This is a genomic window from Shewanella sp. SW24 (genome assembly GCF_025653395.1).
Classification (GTDB): Bacteria; Pseudomonadota; Gammaproteobacteria; order Enterobacterales; family Shewanellaceae; genus Shewanella; species Shewanella oncorhynchi.
Map to the genome: position 1 here is coordinate 95,687 of NZ_JAKKSH010000009.1, position 18,715 is coordinate 114,401.

16 protein-coding genes are annotated in these 18,715 nt (G+C 44.7%); 6 read left to right on the plus strand and 10 right to left on the minus strand.

What is annotated here, in order from left to right; all coding sequences use genetic code 11:
- Positions 1-44 precede the first annotated feature (44 nt).
- Positions 45-416 (minus strand): PilZ domain-containing protein, encoded by a 372-nt coding sequence (locus L5M17_RS09615; RefSeq protein WP_105251715.1) that lies wholly within the window; start codon positions 414-416, stop codon positions 45-47.
- A gap of 692 nt (positions 417-1,108) precedes the next feature.
- Here L5M17_RS09615 and L5M17_RS09620 point away from each other — a divergent pair.
- Positions 1,109-2,461 (plus strand): NCS2 family permease, encoded by a 1,353-nt coding sequence (locus tag L5M17_RS09620; protein WP_263146922.1) that lies wholly within the window; start codon positions 1,109-1,111, stop codon positions 2,459-2,461.
- Positions 2,462-2,523: 62 nt separating this feature from the next.
- On the opposite strand, the gene L5M17_RS09625 is transcribed toward L5M17_RS09620, so the two are convergent.
- From L5M17_RS09625 to L5M17_RS09635, 3 genes are all read right to left on the minus strand, one after another.
- Positions 2,524-2,955, minus strand: coding sequence for a CBS domain-containing protein (locus L5M17_RS09625; RefSeq protein WP_113939315.1), 432 nt, complete (start codon positions 2,953-2,955; stop codon positions 2,524-2,526).
- Between the two features lie 115 nt (positions 2,956-3,070).
- Positions 3,071-4,957, minus strand: coding sequence for a lysophospholipid acyltransferase family protein (locus L5M17_RS09630; protein WP_263146924.1), 1,887 nt, complete (start codon positions 4,955-4,957; stop codon positions 3,071-3,073).
- Positions 4,947-6,044 (minus strand): UDP-2,3-diacylglucosamine diphosphatase, encoded by a 1,098-nt coding sequence (locus tag L5M17_RS09635; RefSeq protein ID WP_263146926.1) that lies wholly within the window; start codon positions 6,042-6,044, stop codon positions 4,947-4,949. Before L5M17_RS09635 ends, L5M17_RS09630 begins: the two co-directional genes overlap by 11 nt.
- A gap of 539 nt (positions 6,045-6,583) precedes the next feature.
- Here L5M17_RS09635 and L5M17_RS09640 point away from each other — a divergent pair.
- From L5M17_RS09640 to L5M17_RS09650, 3 genes are all read left to right on the plus strand, one after another.
- A complete protein-coding gene (locus tag L5M17_RS09640; protein ID WP_263146927.1) occupies positions 6,584-6,961 on the plus strand; it encodes an SMI1/KNR4 family protein in 378 nt (125 codons plus the stop codon).
- Between the two features lie 112 nt (positions 6,962-7,073).
- Positions 7,074-7,628 carry a hypothetical protein gene (locus L5M17_RS09645; protein WP_263146929.1) on the plus strand — a complete coding sequence of 185 codons (555 nt, stop codon included), beginning with the start codon at positions 7,074-7,076 and terminating at the stop codon, positions 7,626-7,628.
- A gap of 562 nt (positions 7,629-8,190) precedes the next feature.
- Positions 8,191-8,721, plus strand: a complete 531-nt coding sequence (locus L5M17_RS09650; protein ID WP_263146930.1) for a hypothetical protein — start codon at positions 8,191-8,193, stop codon at positions 8,719-8,721.
- Between the two features lie 297 nt (positions 8,722-9,018).
- Here the strand turns inward: L5M17_RS09650 and L5M17_RS09655 are convergent, their stop codons facing one another.
- Positions 9,019-10,377 carry a YjiH family protein gene (locus L5M17_RS09655; RefSeq protein ID WP_173243401.1) on the minus strand — a complete coding sequence of 453 codons (1,359 nt, stop codon included), beginning with the start codon at positions 10,375-10,377 and terminating at the stop codon, positions 9,019-9,021.
- Between the two features lie 706 nt (positions 10,378-11,083).
- Here L5M17_RS09655 and L5M17_RS09660 point away from each other — a divergent pair.
- Positions 11,084-11,797, plus strand: coding sequence for a hypothetical protein (locus tag L5M17_RS09660; RefSeq protein ID WP_028761881.1), 714 nt, complete (start codon positions 11,084-11,086; stop codon positions 11,795-11,797).
- Between the two features lie 36 nt (positions 11,798-11,833).
- On the opposite strand, the gene L5M17_RS09665 is transcribed toward L5M17_RS09660, so the two are convergent.
- Positions 11,834-12,721: a U32 family peptidase gene (locus L5M17_RS09665; RefSeq protein WP_263146933.1), complete on the minus strand. Its 888-nt coding sequence runs from the start codon at positions 12,719-12,721 to the stop codon at positions 11,834-11,836.
- A gap of 37 nt (positions 12,722-12,758) precedes the next feature.
- Positions 12,759-13,769: a peptidase U32 family protein gene (locus tag L5M17_RS09670; protein WP_113939322.1), complete on the minus strand. Its 1,011-nt coding sequence runs from the start codon at positions 13,767-13,769 to the stop codon at positions 12,759-12,761.
- Between the two features lie 138 nt (positions 13,770-13,907).
- Here L5M17_RS09670 and L5M17_RS09675 point away from each other — a divergent pair, with 138 nt between their 5' ends.
- The gene (locus L5M17_RS09675; protein WP_113939323.1) at positions 13,908-14,441 is read left to right on the plus strand and encodes an SCP2 domain-containing protein; all 534 of its coding nucleotides are present in this window, start codon (positions 13,908-13,910) and stop codon (positions 14,439-14,441) included.
- A 98-nt stretch (positions 14,442-14,539) separates the two neighbouring features.
- On the opposite strand, the gene L5M17_RS09680 is transcribed toward L5M17_RS09675, so the two are convergent.
- The 3 genes from L5M17_RS09680 to yegQ all read right to left on the minus strand — a co-directional run bounded on the left by L5M17_RS09680 (position 14,540) and on the right by yegQ (position 18,574).
- A complete protein-coding gene (locus L5M17_RS09680) occupies positions 14,540-16,429 on the minus strand; it encodes a S8 family peptidase (protein WP_263146936.1) in 1,890 nt (629 codons plus the stop codon).
- Positions 16,430-16,950: 521 nt separating this feature from the next.
- The gene (locus tag L5M17_RS09685; protein WP_006082676.1) at positions 16,951-17,202 is read right to left on the minus strand and encodes a YfhL family 4Fe-4S dicluster ferredoxin; all 252 of its coding nucleotides are present in this window, start codon (positions 17,200-17,202) and stop codon (positions 16,951-16,953) included.
- Between the two features lie 4 nt (positions 17,203-17,206).
- The gene (gene yegQ / locus L5M17_RS09690) at positions 17,207-18,574 is read right to left on the minus strand and encodes a tRNA 5-hydroxyuridine modification protein YegQ (protein WP_105251727.1); all 1,368 of its coding nucleotides are present in this window, start codon (positions 18,572-18,574) and stop codon (positions 17,207-17,209) included.
- Positions 18,575-18,715: the final 141 nt, after the last annotated feature.

The window sequence follows — 18,715 nt, forward strand, 5'->3', positions numbered from 1 at the left end:
AAAACAGCGCCATGAGGCGCTGTTTGTGTTTATGAGCTGGTGTTTTAAGCTGTGATATTGTGTTTTTCGATAAACAACATGAGTTCACGATTTAGCAAAGAAGCATCACCTAGGTTCAGTTCCACCATACGTTTTAGGTGGCTGATACTATCAACATCGATAAAGTTACACTTCAAACCTAATTGGGCATTTTTTTGATGGACCAACTCAGTTTCCATACGGATCTCAATGTCAGATTCTGGTAAGGCAAAACTGAGGGTAATAGCATCACCCGAATTAATAAAATTTTGCGGTTCTTCAACCAAGGCACCATTTAGACTCAAATCGAGAATGGTCGTCTCCCACTGTGCACCACCTTGTTGTAGATGTGCGCTCGTGGCAAATAGAATCCGCGAAAACTTACGCCTTTCGTCCATACCCAATCCTTTTTCTTTCATAGTCAGCTAAGTGTAGTCCCATCAGTACCTCTAAGCATAAGTCATATTGATGTGACTGTAAAAGCAGAGTAATTTTTTGTTCAATAAAGCTACCAAGATCGCATATTCACGCAGGCGGTGTGAATGACGAGGTGTTCGTTACATAAAGCGTAAGTGTGGCTCCTTGTACAACAACCCCTGTAACGTTAATACGCCAAGTATCAATACACAGTATCAAGGTTTGGTTGACTTGCCATATTCTAATATTGGGAGATAAAGGAGGGGGGAAGTTAGCGTACGTTTACGCGGCACTGGCAGACTCTTATCGTGATTAATGTGATATTAAGTAGCAGTTATTACATAGGTTTAGGCGTTTTTTTAAACAACAGATTTCAGTTTTTGCCGCTAATTTTTTATCGAAGTGTAGGCGATGTCTTAGCTATCTTTGGGAGATTCCAGTATCATCCGCGGCCAACAACGGCTGCGTCTACATGGTTAATGGCTTTTTAATCATCGCGAGGCATCACTGCTTGCAGATCATGGATTTTTCCCACAGTAGGAAAATGATGTGGATCTCTCACCCAAGTCTGATGGATTTGGGGCTCTAATCTGCCGCAGCCAGCGTCGCCAATTGCGTTTTAGGGTAATTGGTACCGACCCCATTTTAAGAGATCACAAGGTATAACAATATTATGTCTGAGCAATTGAGTTCAACAGCCGTATCCTCTGGTTCGTTTCTGGACCGTTATTTTTCTATTCAACAACGTGGCAGCACAGTTCGCCAAGAAGTGATTGCGGGATTCACAACCTTCCTCGCTATGGTCTACTCAGTGATTGTGGTGCCTAACATGTTAGGCCAAGCGGGATTTGATCCCGGCGCCGTGTTTATCGCCACCTGTTTAATTGCTTCATTTGGTTCTTTGCTCATGGGTTTATGGGCTAACTTACCTATGGCGATTGGCTGCGCTATTTCGCTCACGGCCTTTACTGCGTTTAGCTTAGTCCTAGGTCAGGGAATGTCGATTCCAGTCACCTTAGGCGCTATTTTCCTAATGGGTGTGACGTTCACACTTGTGAGTGTGACAGGTATTCGCCAGTGGGTGCTGGCGAATTTACCAAAGGGCATAGCCCACGGTACAGGCATAGGTATCGGCTTGTTTTTACTTTTGATTGCGACTAACAGTGTGCAGTTGATTGTGGCCAATAGCGCAGGCTTACCTGTGAAGTTAGGCGACATTAACAGCTTACCTGTTATCGCTACCGTTATAGGTTTAGCGGCGACAATTGGTTTAGAGCGCCGCGGTGTACCTGGCGGTATTTTGTTGGTGATTATCGCGCTATCGGTATTTGGTTTAGTGTTCGATCCGAGCGTTAAATACCAAGGTTTGTTCGCCTTGCCTGATTTTACCTCAGAGCATTCACTGATTGGTCAGCTCGATATTATGGGTGCCTTTAATCCTGTGGTATTGCCTATCGTATTAGCGTTAGTGATGACGGCGATTTTCGATGCGACCGGCACTATCCGTGCTGTGGCTGGCCAAGCTAATTTACTCGATAAAAACGACAATATTGTCGGCGGCGGTAAAGCCTTAACTTCAGACTCAGTCAGCAGTATGGTGGCAGGTTTAGTCGGCGGTGCACCAGCGGCTGTGTATATCGAGTCGGCGGCGGGGACTGCAGCGGGCGGTAAGACAGGTTTAACCGCGACTATCGTTGGCGTACTGTTTTTATTGATGATGTTTTTAGCGCCATTAAGCTACTTAGTGCCTGCCTATGCGACAGCGCCTGCTTTGATGTATGTGGGTTTGTTGATGCTGAGTAATGTGGCGAAACTCGATTTTGACGATAAAGTTGATGCCATGTCGGGCTTAACCTGCGCTGTGTTTATCATCTTAAGCTGTAATATCGTTACCGGTATTATGCTGGGTTTTGTGACACTGGTGGTAGGCCGTATTTGCAGTGGCGAATGGCGCAAACTGAAGTTAGGCGTGCTTGCCATCACCTTAGGTTTAGTGGTGTTTTATATGGGTGGCTGGGCGATTTAAGTTAGGCAAACTGAGTGATTTGAACTGAGTTATTGAGAACAGAAGCGAGTGCCGTCTTAGGATTAGCACTCGCTTTGATTTTGTGCTCTGTACTCACAATAGGCACGTAATAAGTCTTTCCAAGTAACAATCCCAACCAATTTACCGTCCTCTAACACGGGTAAGCAGCCTATATTGTTATCTAATAACATGCGGGTGGCCGTGTCTAAATTGATGTGAGGTGCGACGGTAACCGGATTACGCGTCATCACTTGATGTACACGTTTTTGTAGGGTTTCTAAGTCTCTTGCGGTTTCCGCGCTACTGCCCAAGTTCGGGCTAATCGCGCGCAATAGATCCCGCTCCGATAACACGCCTTCAAGTTGGTACTCATCGACGACCAACAAGTGATGAAAGCTCGCTTGGTCGAAGATTTCCTTCGCCACAGTTAATCGATCGTCCATTTCAACCGTGACGACTCGGGTACTCATAATATCGGCGATAATGATCGGCATGATGATCCCCTGTTAAGCTTGCGCATCCTAAGATGCGCTCTGTTAATGCGCAGCATTACAGTTACTTATAACAGAGTGGTGCAAGTTTAGCCAACACCCATTACAAAGTTTTAACTCAAAGATCTTGGACCTCTGGCTCATCATCTGCTGTGATTGGCATCCGCTCCGATTCGGGCAAGTGTGCGCCTATGTAGCGTTGATACTTTTTACCTTTCAGTTTGTGGGTGTCCACCAGCACTAAGCCATCGATACAATCGCCAAAGTCGGCGTCGATACCAAAGGCGAGAAACTTAACCCCATCCGCTTTACACAGTTCACCATATTGTTTGTAGAGCGTAGGTACGGCCGCCCCCATACTCGCGAGCACTTGTTTGAGTTGCTTAAAGTTACTCTGATAATCCTCGGAGAAATACAAGTCATCTAACTTAGCTTTTTGGGATTTAGATAAGCCAAAGGGTGACATGGAAACTGCCATCTGCTGCGCAGGTGCAAATTCCCGCGCATAAAAGTGCACTAGCATTTCCCTAGCACTTCCAGGCAGTTGATTACTGATGGACACTGGGCCAAATAGATAACGATATTCAGGATGCTTGGCGAGATAAGCCCCAATGCCAAACCACAGATAATCTAAACTGCGTTTACCCCAATATTTAGGCTGCACAAAGCTGCGACCGAGTTCTAACCCTTGCTTCACAAAGGGCATAAAGCTGTCGGCGTATTGGAATAGGGATTGGCTGTAGAGTGCGTTGTTGCCATATTTTGCTAAGACTTGCTCACCACTGGCAAAACGATAGGCGCCGATAATTTCAAACTGCTCTTTATCCCACAACACTAAGTGTTGGTAGTAGGAATCGTATTTATCGATATCGCGGCGCTTGCCCGAACCTTCGCCTACGGCGCGAAAGGCGATTTCCCTCAGGCGGCCGATTTCCCGCATGATGGGATTACTGTCGTGGTGTTGGTACAGATAAATCAACTTGTTATCTTGCGTTTCCCCTAGAAGTTCACATTGTTGCAGTGCCGCTTGCAGTTCACGGCGCGATTCGGGGTGGGCGATAGCGCTCTGGGTGATAAACAGAGGATCTTTATCTTTGCCAATACGATACAAGTGATTTTTAAGCAGTTTTATCTTGGTCTTGAGTGGAAAGTCCATTGAGCGTACGGCTTCATTAGAAATGAGCTCGCCAATGCGGATCGGCATATTACGTTTAGCCTGCTTGAACATTTCCTTCACTAGCAGCAGTGTCGCAAGTGGCTTGTAAATCATAGATGCGCCGTAGAAAGTGGCAGAGTTTTTGGCATCTAAAAATATTGGCAGTAGGGGCGCATTGCAGGAAATCGCCATCTTTAAAAAGCCTGAGTGCCATTGGGTATCACGCACGCCGTTAGGGCGCAGACGCGAGACTTCGCCCGACGGAAAAATCAGCACTGCGCCTTCGTTACGCAGGTGCTGGTGGATTTTTTCTAAATGCTGTTTCGGTGTGCCGCCGGTCATATTGCGCACTGGCAGTAGGATTGAGTGCAGCGGTTCCAGCGCCATCAAGAGTTCATTCGCGACGACTTTTATATCAGGGCGAACTTCACTGATGAGTTTGATGAGCGCTAATGCATCGAGTGAACCTATAGGATGGTTCGCGAATATGACCACTCGGCCTTCACAGGGAATGTTTTCTATCTCGTTGGCGGGCACGGTAAAACTAAAGTCAAAACTCGCCAGCATTTGTTCGACAAAGTCTACGCCCTGTAAATAGGTATATTGACTGGCGATATCGTTGCACTGTTTTTCATTGAGCAGGTAACGCAGCATGGCCTTGGCAGGTTTAGCGAGCCAAGGTTTGTCATTGATCGCTGGCAGATTTTGTTCAACCACATTATCAACGGTAAAAATCATGTTATTCGCCTTGAACGGCACAGTATGCTTGTTATGGCTAAGGCTGCTGTTTAGCATTTGTTCATTGTATTCCATAGCATTATGTAATTGATTCATAGTGTTAGGCAACATCCCTTGGGCGAGTTTCGCCGGTATTTATGTTTGGCATTTGCTGCGCTGCCGTTTTTTGTTGCTTGTCTTTGTGCGTCTCAGGCGGCTGTTGTACCAGCGCTATACTGTTGAGAATATCGAGCTTGAGCGTTTGCTCGTTCCAGCGGCAAAGTTGTAATTCGCCGCTTAAGGTTTCTGTGATTAAACTGCAGTTTTCGACCCAGTCACCGTCGTTGGCGTAGATGATCTGCCTCTTTTCAGAGGGACTGAGTGGTGAGTAATATTGGGCTGCTCTGGGGTGAGTCGAGAGTTCGGGCTGATGGATATGACCGCAGATCACACCGTCAACATCAAAGTGCTGGGCATAGTTGAGTACCGCTTGACGGTAATGTCCAATAGCGGCTTGAGCCTTACCCACTTTGGACTTGATATAACTTGCCAGTGACCAATAGGGGTAACCTAAGCGTTCCCGCAAGCTATGGAGATTGCGATTGAGGAACAATAATAGGTCATATAAATGGTCGCCCAATATGGCGTAGAAACGGCCGACACACACATCGGCATCAAACTGATCCCCGTGGAGCATCAAGAGTTTATGGCCGCCAATTCCGTGGTGAATATGTTGGCGGGCAATTTTAATATTCCACAGGCTTAGCTCGGCGTAGGGTTTAATCAGTTCGTCGTGGTTGCCCGGCAGATAAATCACTTGGGTGCCGTTTTGTGCCAGTTCAATGAATTTCTGCAGTACCTTATTGTGGCTATCGGGCCAGTGCAGCTTACGTTTCAACGCCCATAAATCGACTATGTCACCGACCAGATACAAGTGCTGACAACGCACGGTTTCAAGCAAGCTGAGCAGGTAGTCAGCCTTGCAATCCTTACAGCCTAAATGGATATCTGACAACCAGAGGGCGTTAACTGTGATGCTTGCTGTATGGGTTGAAGTTAATGCGGATGGGGTAATAGCGGCACAATTGGATTGATTTGAGGATGTTGGTGCTAATGTTGGCGTTTGTGTTGAGCGATTAAAGATGGGAGGGGAAAGGCTGGGGTCATTTATCTCTTCCCGCGTAGACCTCTCAAGTTTCCTGAAATTAAATCCTGTCATCTCGTATTCACCCCATTAGGCTGTTAACGAATATGAGCTTAGTGGGGGGCTTTGACCGAATGATGAAGTTTAGATGACATGCAGATGACAAAAGGTGAATTAGCCTGGACTGAACCTGCAAGATTCACATCAGGATGCAATTAGATCCGATAGGTTGGTTTAACTTACTTCTGCCCCAAAGCTTGCTAGCATTCATTTAGTGAGTCGAAAACGGACGAATAAATTGCCCTACAAAATCTCATCTATTTAACGAATGTTTGGCCCTACCGTAAAGCGACTAACAATGTATGGGTACAGTCGTATTTAAATTTAGATGCTTTTGAGTGTTTTTAAGCTCATTTTTTTACGCGTTTATCCAGCATGAAATTAACAAAACCCTTTAAAATCATTTGTATATATTTTTCCAAAATTAGTTAATAGGTTTGGAAAACGCGCATGCGCGTTTTTCCAGATGGTGTATTTGATAGAAAGCTGATAAGTTCTTTGCATACAGGTAGTTAACTGTGCGCGTTTTAACTGGTCTAATGAGGTAAACGCGCATGCGCACTAATAAAATGTTATGTGAAAATATTATGAATCATATAGTCGAAGTAGAAAAATATTTTGGGTGCACTCTACCTAAAACCTATCGACAATTCCTTTTGTCCTTCGACAAAGAGCTGGACGGAGATGTTTACCTTTATTTGCCAGATATGCTTATTGAGAGAAATGAGTGCTATCAAACAAAGGAATACGCCCCAGACTATATTAATATCGGTAATGATGGCGGTGGTATGGCATTTATTCTTAAACTTAGTGATCAAGATCCGAAAGTTGCTCTTATAGATCATGGAAGCATGGACCCTGAGTTAAGTGAGTTTGTTTGTAGCAGTTTTAGTGAATGGGTGGCTTCAGATTTTGAATACGATGAAGAGTAATCACATAACCAGGCCATCAAAGACAGCCCACAAAAGGCCGTGGGCTGGACTCGCTTCGCTCGCCCTTTATGGCGGCGTTAGACCTCCACACAAAAACGCAAGGTAGCGGATAATGCATGAGATTGTAGAAAACATTAAAACAGTTGACCTAGAAATCAATGATCTAGAAAAATTCAAAACCATCATAGCTGCCGCAGAGACCGATGACGAACTTGGGTCAGTTCTTCGCTTGCACCTCGCAGTAGAGCAACTCCTGACCTTCTATATCAAAGAAAAAAGTCATGGTGAAATATCGAAATACGCAAAACTACCGCGTGATTTCGGAGGAAAGCTATCATTGGCAGCAGCATTTGGCCTGCCATTGCCTATAGTACGGACAATTTACCAGATAAATGTCATACGAAATAAACTAGCTCATAAACCCGACACTTCAATCCTGGGCGGTGATATTAAAGAACTCTCACGTGCTGTGAATAGCCTGAGCGAAATTGATAAAAATTTCACTCCGGTCGAAAATCGCTATATTGAGCTTGTCGTTAAACGCCCAGGGGAGCGACTAGCTTTTGGTTCTGAAGGCAACCGAATCGACTTTGTTATTGCAGGTTTTGCTTTTTATGCAGCAGCCATGCAATGGCTTATTAAAGACGCCGCATCTAGAAAGCAATAGTAAAAGGCTAGCTCGGAGTCCAGGTCTAACAACTGGTTCAAATCGTTCGCTGCGCTCACTGGGACGGGCTAAAGCCCGCCCCTTAACCAAACGTTAATCCATAGAAATTTTTATACGAAACTGACGAGTTAGAGTTAATGCTTTAACTCGGAATTGTCCCTTTTCTCGTTAGCAAAGTTGCATCTAGCTAACTCAAGCATTAGAACATTGACCTAATTTTAGTAATGCAACAGAGTTCTGGCCTTATCAGTTATCAACCGCAATTACTCTAGCCAATGAGAAAATGAGGTATGAGTGTCAGCCTGAATGCGGGGCCAAAATGCTGTCAACCAAGGTCAATCATCAGTCGAAAGTGAGCGTAGAAGTATGAAAAAGCTAAAACGATATCAAGTGATTACCCATAAAACTGTATAAAAAATCGCTACCGTAAAAAAGCAAATTCCTATAGCATCATTTATACCAATTAACATGGATGTGGTAGCGGCCAAATCCAACAAGCGATTTATGCCCTATAAACAGCGCAATGCATAAATTCTAAGACGTTAGCTGTTTCGGAGTCTCAATGTCACATTACATTTCAATATCAAGCTTAAACGTTAAACTGATGAATCTTGCTAGTTTAGCTATAGCAGGTGAAGATTTATGTCGTAGGTATATGTATAGAGCAAACCTTAGTATGTACGACAAAGAATCTTATTCGAAAACCCTGAAGCTTTCTGTGTCCGAATCTTTAATAGAACTCGCCGTTAAGCTCAGATCATTTGATGAGTTTTGTCCATTTAAACCAGAAAATGATATCGATATTTATGAGAGGAAAGTTACAAAGAAATCTAAGAATTTAAGATTTCTTTGTAACAAAATTATCCATGCAGATGAAGTGCATTTAGATTATCAAGGTAATATAAACTACAACAAAGAATTTACTTGGTGGAGCGGTCAAATTACCTTGAGTGGGAAACAAGATAATAATAACTGGATCTTCTTTTTTGATGTGGCGCAATTTTGTGATTCGGCAATAGACTTCCTTTACAAAATGCAGCAAGTTATTGAAAATAAACAAACTAAATCGAATGATTTAATGCAGTTCAGCTAACTAGTTACTTAATTACGTTCCGGCCACAAACAGCATGGCCTCCACTGGAATGCCTGCGCTACGACAGCCAATTAGTAATGTGTTAATGCATAGAAATTTTAATCCGAAACTGACGAGTTAGAGCAAAGGGTCTATCACGCTTTTGTCCAAAAGTGAGTTGTGTGGTGTCGAGTGGAGATTGTACGATTAAGTCACGCGATATAATCAAAACTGTCAGTTCGTGTATGAGTTACTACAAAAAAGGGGAGTCAGTTAACCTGACTCCCCTTTTAGCTGAGCTATTGTTGCCGTTAGCTTTTAGAACAATAAATGGGCTACACCTGCGATAACAGGCAGTGTCACTAAGGTGCGTAGAATAAACACTACGAAAAGCTCAACGAAGTTGACGGGGATTTTACTGCCGATAAGCAGTGCACCGACTTCACTCATATAGATCAACTGAGTCACAGATAAGGCTGCAATTACAAAGCGGGTCATATCTGATTCAATTGAGCTGGCAAGGATTGACGGAATAAACATATCCGCAAAACCGACTACGATTGTTTTAGAGGCTTCAGTGGCTTCTGGAATATGCAGTAATTCGAGTAATGGAATAAACGGCATACCCAGATAGTTAAATATGGGCGTGTGCTCGGCAATAATCAGTGCCAGCGTACCAATGGCCATTACCACAGGAATAATACCAAACACCATATCGACAACGTTTTTAATGCCTTCATTTAAGACCGCTTTTATGCCACCAGCACTGGCGGCTTTTTCTAAGGCTTTATCAAAGCCCCAAGATAAGGCGCCATGTCCAGCGGGGATCAGCTCATCATCTGGCATGCGTGGTGTGTCATCTATGTAGTTGTCTTTCTTCCACGATAATGGTGGCAACTTAGGCACAATCACAGCGGCGGCAAAACCCGCGAGGCACACAGTCAAATAAAAGGGCACAAACATATGCTCTAACTTAACTTGTGAGATCACCACTAAGCTGAAGGTAATCGATACCGCCGAGAAGGTTGTACCAATAACTGCGGCTTCTCTCTGGGTATAAAAACGGGCTTCGTATTGTTTGCTGGTCAGCAAAATACCGACACTGCCATCACCTAACCATGAGGCCATACAATCGATAGCGCTACGACCCGGTAGATTGAACACGGGACGCATCACTTTCGTTAAGAGTGTGCCAAAGAGCTCGAGTAGGCCGAAGTTCAGCAGCAGCGGCAGTAACATACCTGCAAAGATAAATACCGAGAACAACACAGGTAATAAGTCGTTTAAGACTAATGCGCCAGTGCTCGAGGAGTTGATGATCTCTGGACCTAAACCTAAGTAAGTCAGTACGATAAACACTGCACCTAAGATCCGAGTCGTCAACCACATAGGGCTGACATTCAATAAACCATTAAGGAAGTGATTTTGTGTAACGAATGTGGGCTTAAACACTTTTGACAGCAAAGAGGCCAGCGCCGTAGTCACAACAATAATAGTCACAATGAGGGTTAGCACACCGCTCAATGCGCCTTGCAGTGCTTTAGATATGATAGCGATAGGAATTGTGATCGCATCGTTGTAGCTGATAGGGGTCATAAATAACAACAGACCAATCAGCGAAGGGACGATAAAGGTGAGTATCGTCTTAATGTTTCGGTTTTTATTTTCAGTAGCCAATGTTGTACACCTTAAAGTACGAGTCGTACATGGTAAATTTGAATAAATAGCCGCACGTAACAAGCTGTCGACGCTAATTAAGGTGCATTTAAATTCAACTCAAAAACGAGAATGGGGAAGATTACTCGCTTAGCTTCTCTATGTAAAACGATTCGCTAGTTAGTTTGATATAAGCAGCAAAACAGCATAGTTATTTTACTTTAGTTGTCGATAAATTAAGAGTGGTTATATTGGCTTGCATTACTGTAAAAGCATTATTAAACATGGCCTTAACATCATTTGCCTTAGGTGGGTTAACGACTGGTTAATTACTTGTTTACTGATGTGTGTGAAACTATCTAGATGTTATTTCTGCACAAAAAAACATCAGCAACTTTAGCGCTACCGCTATGTTGGCTGGTTTTCTGTTCGATTTGAAAGTGCAATAGAGATAACTCTGGCTATATAGCGTTGGCGAGAACCTGTTGTGCATATCGCGGTAATGTTAAGGAGCCTTGGGCACTAGGACACATTTTTATGCGATAAGCCTTTAAATCGACTTATCTCTAAAAGTGACCTTCTCCATTATCTTGATGCTTTTGTGATTGACTAAAAAGTCGCAAATAACGATGAAAGTAAAAATATTATTCATAAAGCGGATACCCGCCGCTTTAAATCTTCTCATTTCCATGTAAGTTAGTATTACTCCCATCCAGCTCTAGTATTCATGATCGCAAAAGTACAGAAGGTTACGATTAAAGGCGGCTCAACACTGGCCATTAAGTTTGGTTTTTTGGGGATCTTTGGGCTTTTAATTGGCATTGTTATTACTGTTTTGGGGTTCGATGATTCTGAATTCCATCGCTTCAATTTTTTGAATCACACCCTAAGTGAATTAGGGACTTATGGTCATTCGTCTTTCGCTGTCATTCTTAACGGTGGATTGTTTTTTGGCAGTTTAAGCCTCGTTTTCTATTGTTTGTCTTCTTTGCAGCAGGTGACTTCTTGCTGGGGATACCCTTTCTTTATCAGTTTGGCTCTCACTTTTCTGGCTTTAGCGAGCGTGGGATTATTTCCGGTGAACGTGTATCACTTGCATGTTCTTGGGCTGAAATGGTTTTTCTATCTGGGGAGTTTGAGTGCGATCTTCTATTTAGCCTTGGTCTGTTTCGGCAAGTCTAACTTTGGCCGTTGGACTGGGTTGTTGGCGTTAATAGTCTTATGTAGCATGTTGACGTTTCTGTATGCACCACAGCTCAATTTAGGTTTGACCGAAGGTGATAGACCGTTTTATCAGGAGATGGTATTGCAACTGCCGCGTCCTACTTTGTGGTGGCCAGCCCTACTAGAATGGATTGGACTGGGAAGTTTATTATGTTGGACAAGTGTGCTGCTTTTTAGCCAGTTAAGCTTCAGCCAAGATCCCAAAATCATTGGCTGAGTTATCTTTAAATTTAGGCTTATCTTCAGCTTTAGGCTATGGATTCACATGCACAGCAAGGCCCGCTTCACCAAACCAATAACCGTTGCACTGGGTTGTACCAAGTTTGCTATTCATCGAAAAATCCTGAGTATTTTTAGTCGCTTGAATCGTATCGACCAAAGCATTGGCTTTAGTGATGCAGTCAAGACTACTGGGTGATACTCGAAACACATCGACCCCCATTTGTGTCATTACCGCTATTTCACTGCGTAAATCTAAACAGCTAGCGGATTGGGTTTGAATTCCATTGAGCCTGAGTAAAGGCTGCTGCTCTTGGGTTTGCGCGAGTAGTCCTTTACTGTATTCACGGCACACCGTTTCGCAATGATCTTTCGTGAGCTGTTTGTGTCTAGCGGTAAAGCAGCGCGCTGAATGGGCGAGTGGTAAATAGCCGTGGCCGAGCACTTCCACCTCAAATGATGGCTGCTCTTGAATCACTTGTTGTAACCAAGCCTTAGATAGCTCCACTGGCATCACAAATCTTTGCATTCCAAACTGCTGTAAAATGTCTAAACTGGCGCGATTGTAGTTATTGATACTCGCGCCGCAGACAAAGGGCAAATTACGCTCTTTGGCAAGATACACTGCCGCCATATCGTTTGCTTCGACGATAAATTCACCGTTATCGACCTGGCGTTTGAGCTCAGTATATTCAGATGGCGCTTCGATTAAGGCCAGCGTCGAAAGCACGACTTCTTTACCCGCCTGCTTGAGCATTTGCGCCAGCTCTAGATAATCGCCCCACTTGAGTTCGCGTCTGCGGCTACAAACCGCCTCACCTAAATACACTAAGGGAATTTGACTGGCGGCGACTTGCTGGTAAAAGTCAGCGACTTGCTGTTTCTGCCAGCAATACAACAGTGGTCCTAGGGAAATCTTCATAAGGTGTCCTTTGTCAATCTTGCTCTCTATTTACCTTTTATTGCCAATCGCGCTCGTAGGCGCCAAGCGTAGTGATCTGACCCTCGGATACTTTCGCTAGGGCTTGTTCCCAATGGGGTTGATTTTGGCTTTGTGAGTACAGCGCTGGATTATTTAGATAGGTGTCTATGGCTTGACGCCATACTCGAGTGACTTGTTCAACATAGGCGGGGCTGCGTTGACGTCCTTCGATTTTCAGCGACACTATGCCAGCTTTGGCTAGCTCTGGAAGTAAGCTTAAGGTATTCAAACTGGTTGGTGATTCGAGTAAATATTGCGGCGAATCTTGATCTGCTGTGATGTAACGGCCTTTGCATACCACGGGATAACCCATTTGTTCGTCGAGGGCCGATTTATCAATTAACACATCGTTGAGCCGGGTTAATCTGTTCTGTCCTTCTTCTTGCCAGCGTACGTGTTTTGCTGGTGAACAAGATCCACCAGTGTTGGGTGATTGGCCCGTTACATAGGATGACAGCTGGCAACGCCCTTCGGCCATAATGCACAGACTACCAAAGGCGAATACTTCCAAATCCACTGGGCTGACTTTAGCAAGATCCCGTACTTGTTTCATGGATAACACCCGTGGCAATACTACTCTGGCGATGTTAAAGGCTTCCTTATAAAAGCTCAGCGCCCCCAGATTGGTTGCACTGGCCTGCACCGATAAATGCAGTGGCAGGTTTGGATAGTGCCTATGGGCATAATCGAGCAAAGAAAGATCGGCGACAATTAATGCATCCATACCCAGTTTTGCCGCTAAATCGATAGCCTGATACCAACGATGCTCTTCACCGGGCTTTGGAAAAGTATTTAAGGTCAAAAAGATTTTTTTGCCGTGCTTTTGCGTCAGCTCAGTGGCTTCTTGCAATTTTGCGGGGGTGAAGTTTAATCCTGCAAACGAGCGTGCGTTGGTGTCGTCTTTTAACCCTAGATACACAGCGTCGGCTCCGGCATGTAATGCCGACTTTAGCGAGGCCAGATTTCCTGCTGGACACAACAGCTCCATAGTGATGCTCCCGATAAAATGATAGCCGCTGAGTGTAGGTAAGATTGAATGGCGATGAATTGATTTAAAACAGGTTTAAGATCATAAAATCCCGATAAACTGGGATATATCATGTTTTATTCTTGTAGGGTTCCCGCTATGTCCGCTGTTTTTTTCGCAAAATTTGCTCAGCAACTTTTAGAGTTCACCCCAAAAGCCATCGGCTTTCCCCTTGCTAAGATGCCGTTTAGCCTCAAAGCAAAAGCCATCAGCCAATTGCTTGAACTCTTACTTGCCGAGCAAGCTGCTGACGATGAGCTTGGATTTTTGATGGATAAATGGGTCGCGATTCGAGTGGAAGATATAAACTTAGCCTTCGAAGTCAGTTTTAATGGCAAGTGGCAAGTCAGAGAGCTCACCGATGCGCAGGTGACCTTCAGTGCCAACTCTGCTGAGCTAGTGTTAGTGGCGGCGGCGAAGGAAGATCCCGACACGCTATTCTTCCAGCGTAAGCTGAGTATTCAAGGTGATACTGAATTAGGACTCGAAGTGAAAAACCTGCTGCTAAGTATCGAATTTGCCAGTATGCCAGCCCCAATTCGTCTTAGTGTTGAAAAGCTTGCCGCTGTGATTGAGCGTCTGCAAATTGAAGCGAAACCGACAATTATTCTCGCCAAATCCCCAAGCTTTTAACGTTATGTAGTGAGACTACACACTGCTAATTCCATAAAGAAGCCCGCTAAGTTGTTATCTTAGTGGGCTTATTTTTATTTAAACTTTTGGTCAATGAGTTAGTAGCTTGCACTCAGTTGTAGTCCCGAGTAGCTCGAATAAGCGCGTAACATCACATGGTAAGTTCCCGCTTGAGTCACGGTAATCGAACAGCTTTCATTGTTCCCATTTTTATAGGGACGGCAATCATAGCTGGTGGTCGTTGGGGTAGTGCCTGCTTTGACATACAGGTCTACATCTCCAGTTCCGCCACTGGTGGCAATGTTGAGTTGGCTATTGGCTGGAACCACTATCTTATAAAGTTTCTCTGTTGCAGTTGCCCCGCTTAAATTCGTGACAGGTACGCCATTGGTTAAGCAGTTTGCATCGGTGCAGCTTCCGCCACCATTCAGGTTATAGCTGGCTGTCAGTTGGGCATTGGCGTAATTATTATAGCCTTGCACCATCACATACCACCGACCCGTCGTAGGTGTGGTGAAATTACAGCTCTCGTTGTTGCCATTTTGATAGGGGCGGCATTGGTAGCTTGTTGTCGTCGGTTTTTGCCCTTGGCTGACATAAATATCCGCATCACCAGAACCACCCGCTAGATTGATCCCTAAACTTGCCGCATTGACTGGGACATCAATGTAGTAATACGTCGCAGAACCTGTGGCACCACTGATTGCGACACCCACATTATTTTGCAGCGGTGTTTCATCGACGGGGCAATTATTGCCACAGCCACCATCATCGCCTGCGAGTGAAAAGAGTAATTTATTGGGTGAACCTGTTTTAGCGTCTGTAACTTTATTTGACGTGGCGCGCGTCGTGAGTAAGTTTGTCACCTGTGCGGGAGAGAGATTTGGATTTTCATCTAAGTATAATGCGGCAACGCCTGCCACATGTGGGGCAGCCATTGAGGTACCACTTATGGTATTAGTCGCTGAATTCGAGTTATACCAAGCGGACGTAATGCTCGAACCAGGCGCATAGATATCAAGGCAAGTCCCGAAGTTAGAAAAACTCGAGCGGGAATCGTTACTGGTGGTTGAACCAACTGTGATGGCATTTATCGCCCGTGCGGGTGAGTAATTACAGGCGTTGCTGTTGTCGTTACCCGCCGCCACTACGAAAGTGACCCCTGCGGCAACTGCGGCATTGACTGCATCATCAGTTGCTTGGGAGGCGCCGCCTCCTAAACTCATGTTTGCGACGGCGGGGCCGGAAGCATTGTTTTTCACCCAGTTTATCCCTGCAATCACGCCAGAGTTACTACCTGAACCTGAACAGTTGAGTACTCTGACTCCCACAAGATTGACGTTTTTAGCCACACCGTAGGTAGCACCGCCAACAGTTCCTGCCACATGGGTACCATGGCCGTTACAGTCAGTCGCATCGTAATCATTATCCACAAAATCATAGCCACTGCTGGCGCGACCACCAAACTCATTGTGAGTATTAAGCACGCCAGTATCGATCACAAAGGCGGTTACACCAGAGCCGTCGAAATCCGTGTGATAGTTACTATCCAATGGCAAGTTTCGTTGATCGATTCTGTCTATGCCCCAGGTCGGACTCGGTTGATTGGCATTGGCTTCAACCATAGGCGTTACTGACATGATTTGATCTTGTTCTATGTATTTCACATTTGGATCTTTACGCAGTGCTTTAATCTGTTGGGCGCTGGCCTTGATGAGTACACCATTGAGCACATTGCCAAAGTTTTTCATCACAGTGACATCATATTGGTTGACTAAACTCTCGGCTTGTTTCGTCGCGAATTCAGCTATGGTGTTGTTATTACTTAGATTAAGAACGCTTGGGGTATTGAATACAACAATGTAAGTATCTTTGATGGCTTTAGATTGCGGGACACTTACCATACTCGCTTGGTATTCATTAGCGTTAACAGGGAAGTAAGCAAGTCCAGTTGCGACCGCGACTGCAATTAAATGTTTCTTATGCATGTTGAACTCCATTTTCTTTTTATGTCTCCACGGACTTCGAGACATAATTTAATGTAGAAGGTATTTTCAACCTGCCCAGTTCGGTGCTTAAGGCGTATCTAATTTACAAGGTTAAAATGTAACACTTGATTTACAATTTGACCGTGGATGGCTTTTTACTTAGCTAAAGAGTGAGGTGTACAAATAAGCGTCAAAATAATAACTATTAGTCTATTAAAACAACCGAGTTTGTAAAAGTGGTGATTTATCAAGCGACATTTTGTCCGAACCACAAACTGTGAAGCAGCGATAAATTCAGTCTGCTACTTTTTTGACATTCACCGCTGAAAAGAAGTCAGTCTAAAGTAGTGTTTTGACTAATGCTGAAGTAAAGGCTTGGATTTAAGCGATTTAAAGGTTTCTCATACCGTTAAATGCATCTTTATTGTGATTTTTTATGCGGATTGTTTTGCGCAGGTTATGGCAGGTATTAGAGCAGATTTGACCGAGAGGCATTATAGCCACTCGGTCAGGTGACGTGATTAAGCTTTTTGCGTTAACACGGCAAATTTCACTAACAATTCGTCGTTAGATTCGACACGGTTTGGATCTGGGTCGATGCAATCAATGGGGCAGACAGACACGCAAGTCGGTTTGTCGTAGTGACCCACACATTCGGTGCAACGGTCTGGATCGATTTCATAGATCTCTTCGCCCATAGTGATGGCCTGATTAGGACATTCAGGTTCACACATGTCGCAATTGATGCAGCTATCGTCGATCAGTAGTGCCATGATCTTAACCTAGTTCATGTGGGTTGCGAGTATCTTGACCTTGGGGCAAGTTACGCAGCAAAATACCGTGGCTCAAATCGACTTCTTTCGGCACGGGTAGATACACAGTGTGCCCAGAACCTAAACCGGCTTCAACTGCTTCAGCTTTGCGATTTTCGAGTTGTTCAATCGTCAAACTGATATTGCCTTGCGGTGTCATCAGTTCAACACTGTCGCCAACGGAGAACTTGTTTTTTACTTCAATTTCGGCCAATCCTGCAAGATTACGTTTGCCCGTCAGTTCACCTACAAATTGTTGGGTGTCACTAACTGAGTAGCCATAGTCATAATTTTGGTATTCATCATGCACATGGCGACGTAAAAAGCCTTCGGTATAACCACGGTGGGCTAGGCCTTCTAATTGATTCATTAGACTGCGGTCGAAATCTTTACCCGATGAAGCATCTTCAATCGCGCGGCGATACAGTTGTGCGGTACGGGCAACGTAATAGAAGGACTTAGTGCGGCCTTCAATTTTGAGTGAGTCTATGCCCATTTTAGTCAGGCGCTCAACGTGCTGAATGGCCCGTAAGTCTTTAGAGTTCATGATATAAGTGCCGTGCTCATCTTCGAAGGCGGGCATGTATTCGCCGGGGCGATTGGCTTCCTGTAGTAGGTAAATTTGATCTGTGGGAGCGCCTGCGCCTAAGGTCGTTGGCGTTTCAATTTGCACCGCATTTGGCATGGCAATGATGTCACCGCTGTCATTTTGCTGCGCTTCGTGTACATCGTATTTCCAGCGACAAGCATTAGTGCAGGTGCCTTGGTTAGGATCGCGTTTGTTGATATAACCCGAGAGTAAACAACGGCCTGAATACGCCATACACAGGGCGCCATGCACAAACACTTCAAGCTCGATATCGGGGCAGCGCTGACGAATTTCTTCGATTTCATCTAAGGACAATTCGCGTGACAGGATCACGCGTTTGATGCCTTGGGTTTGCCAAAACTTTACCGAGGCCCAGTTGATGGCATTCGCTTGCACGGATAAATGCACCACTTGATCAGGAAACGCTTCACGCACCATCATGATTAAACCTGGATCGGACATGATCAGTGCGTCAGGCTTCATCGCCACTACGGGTTCCATGTCCTTGATATAGGTTTTTAGCTTGGCATTGTGGGGCGCGATATTGCTCACCACATACAGCTTTTTACCGAGTGCATGGGCTTCTTCAATCCCAGTGGCAAGGTTTTCCATTTTAAAGTCATTGTTACGTACCCTTAGACTATATCTTGGCTGACCGGCATACACGGCATCTGCGCCATAGGCAAAGGCGTAGCGCATGTTCTTTAAGGTTCCAGCTGGAGACAGCAGCTCAGGTTTAAACATAATCACTCTCAAATGGGTTAATAAATGACGCGGTGCGCGGGGGCGGCATTTTACACAATGAAAGTAGGGGTATGCAAATTGCCTTAGTTAACTTTAGCAGTACTTCACATTTTACGAATATAGTGAGTTTGGCTTAGATCA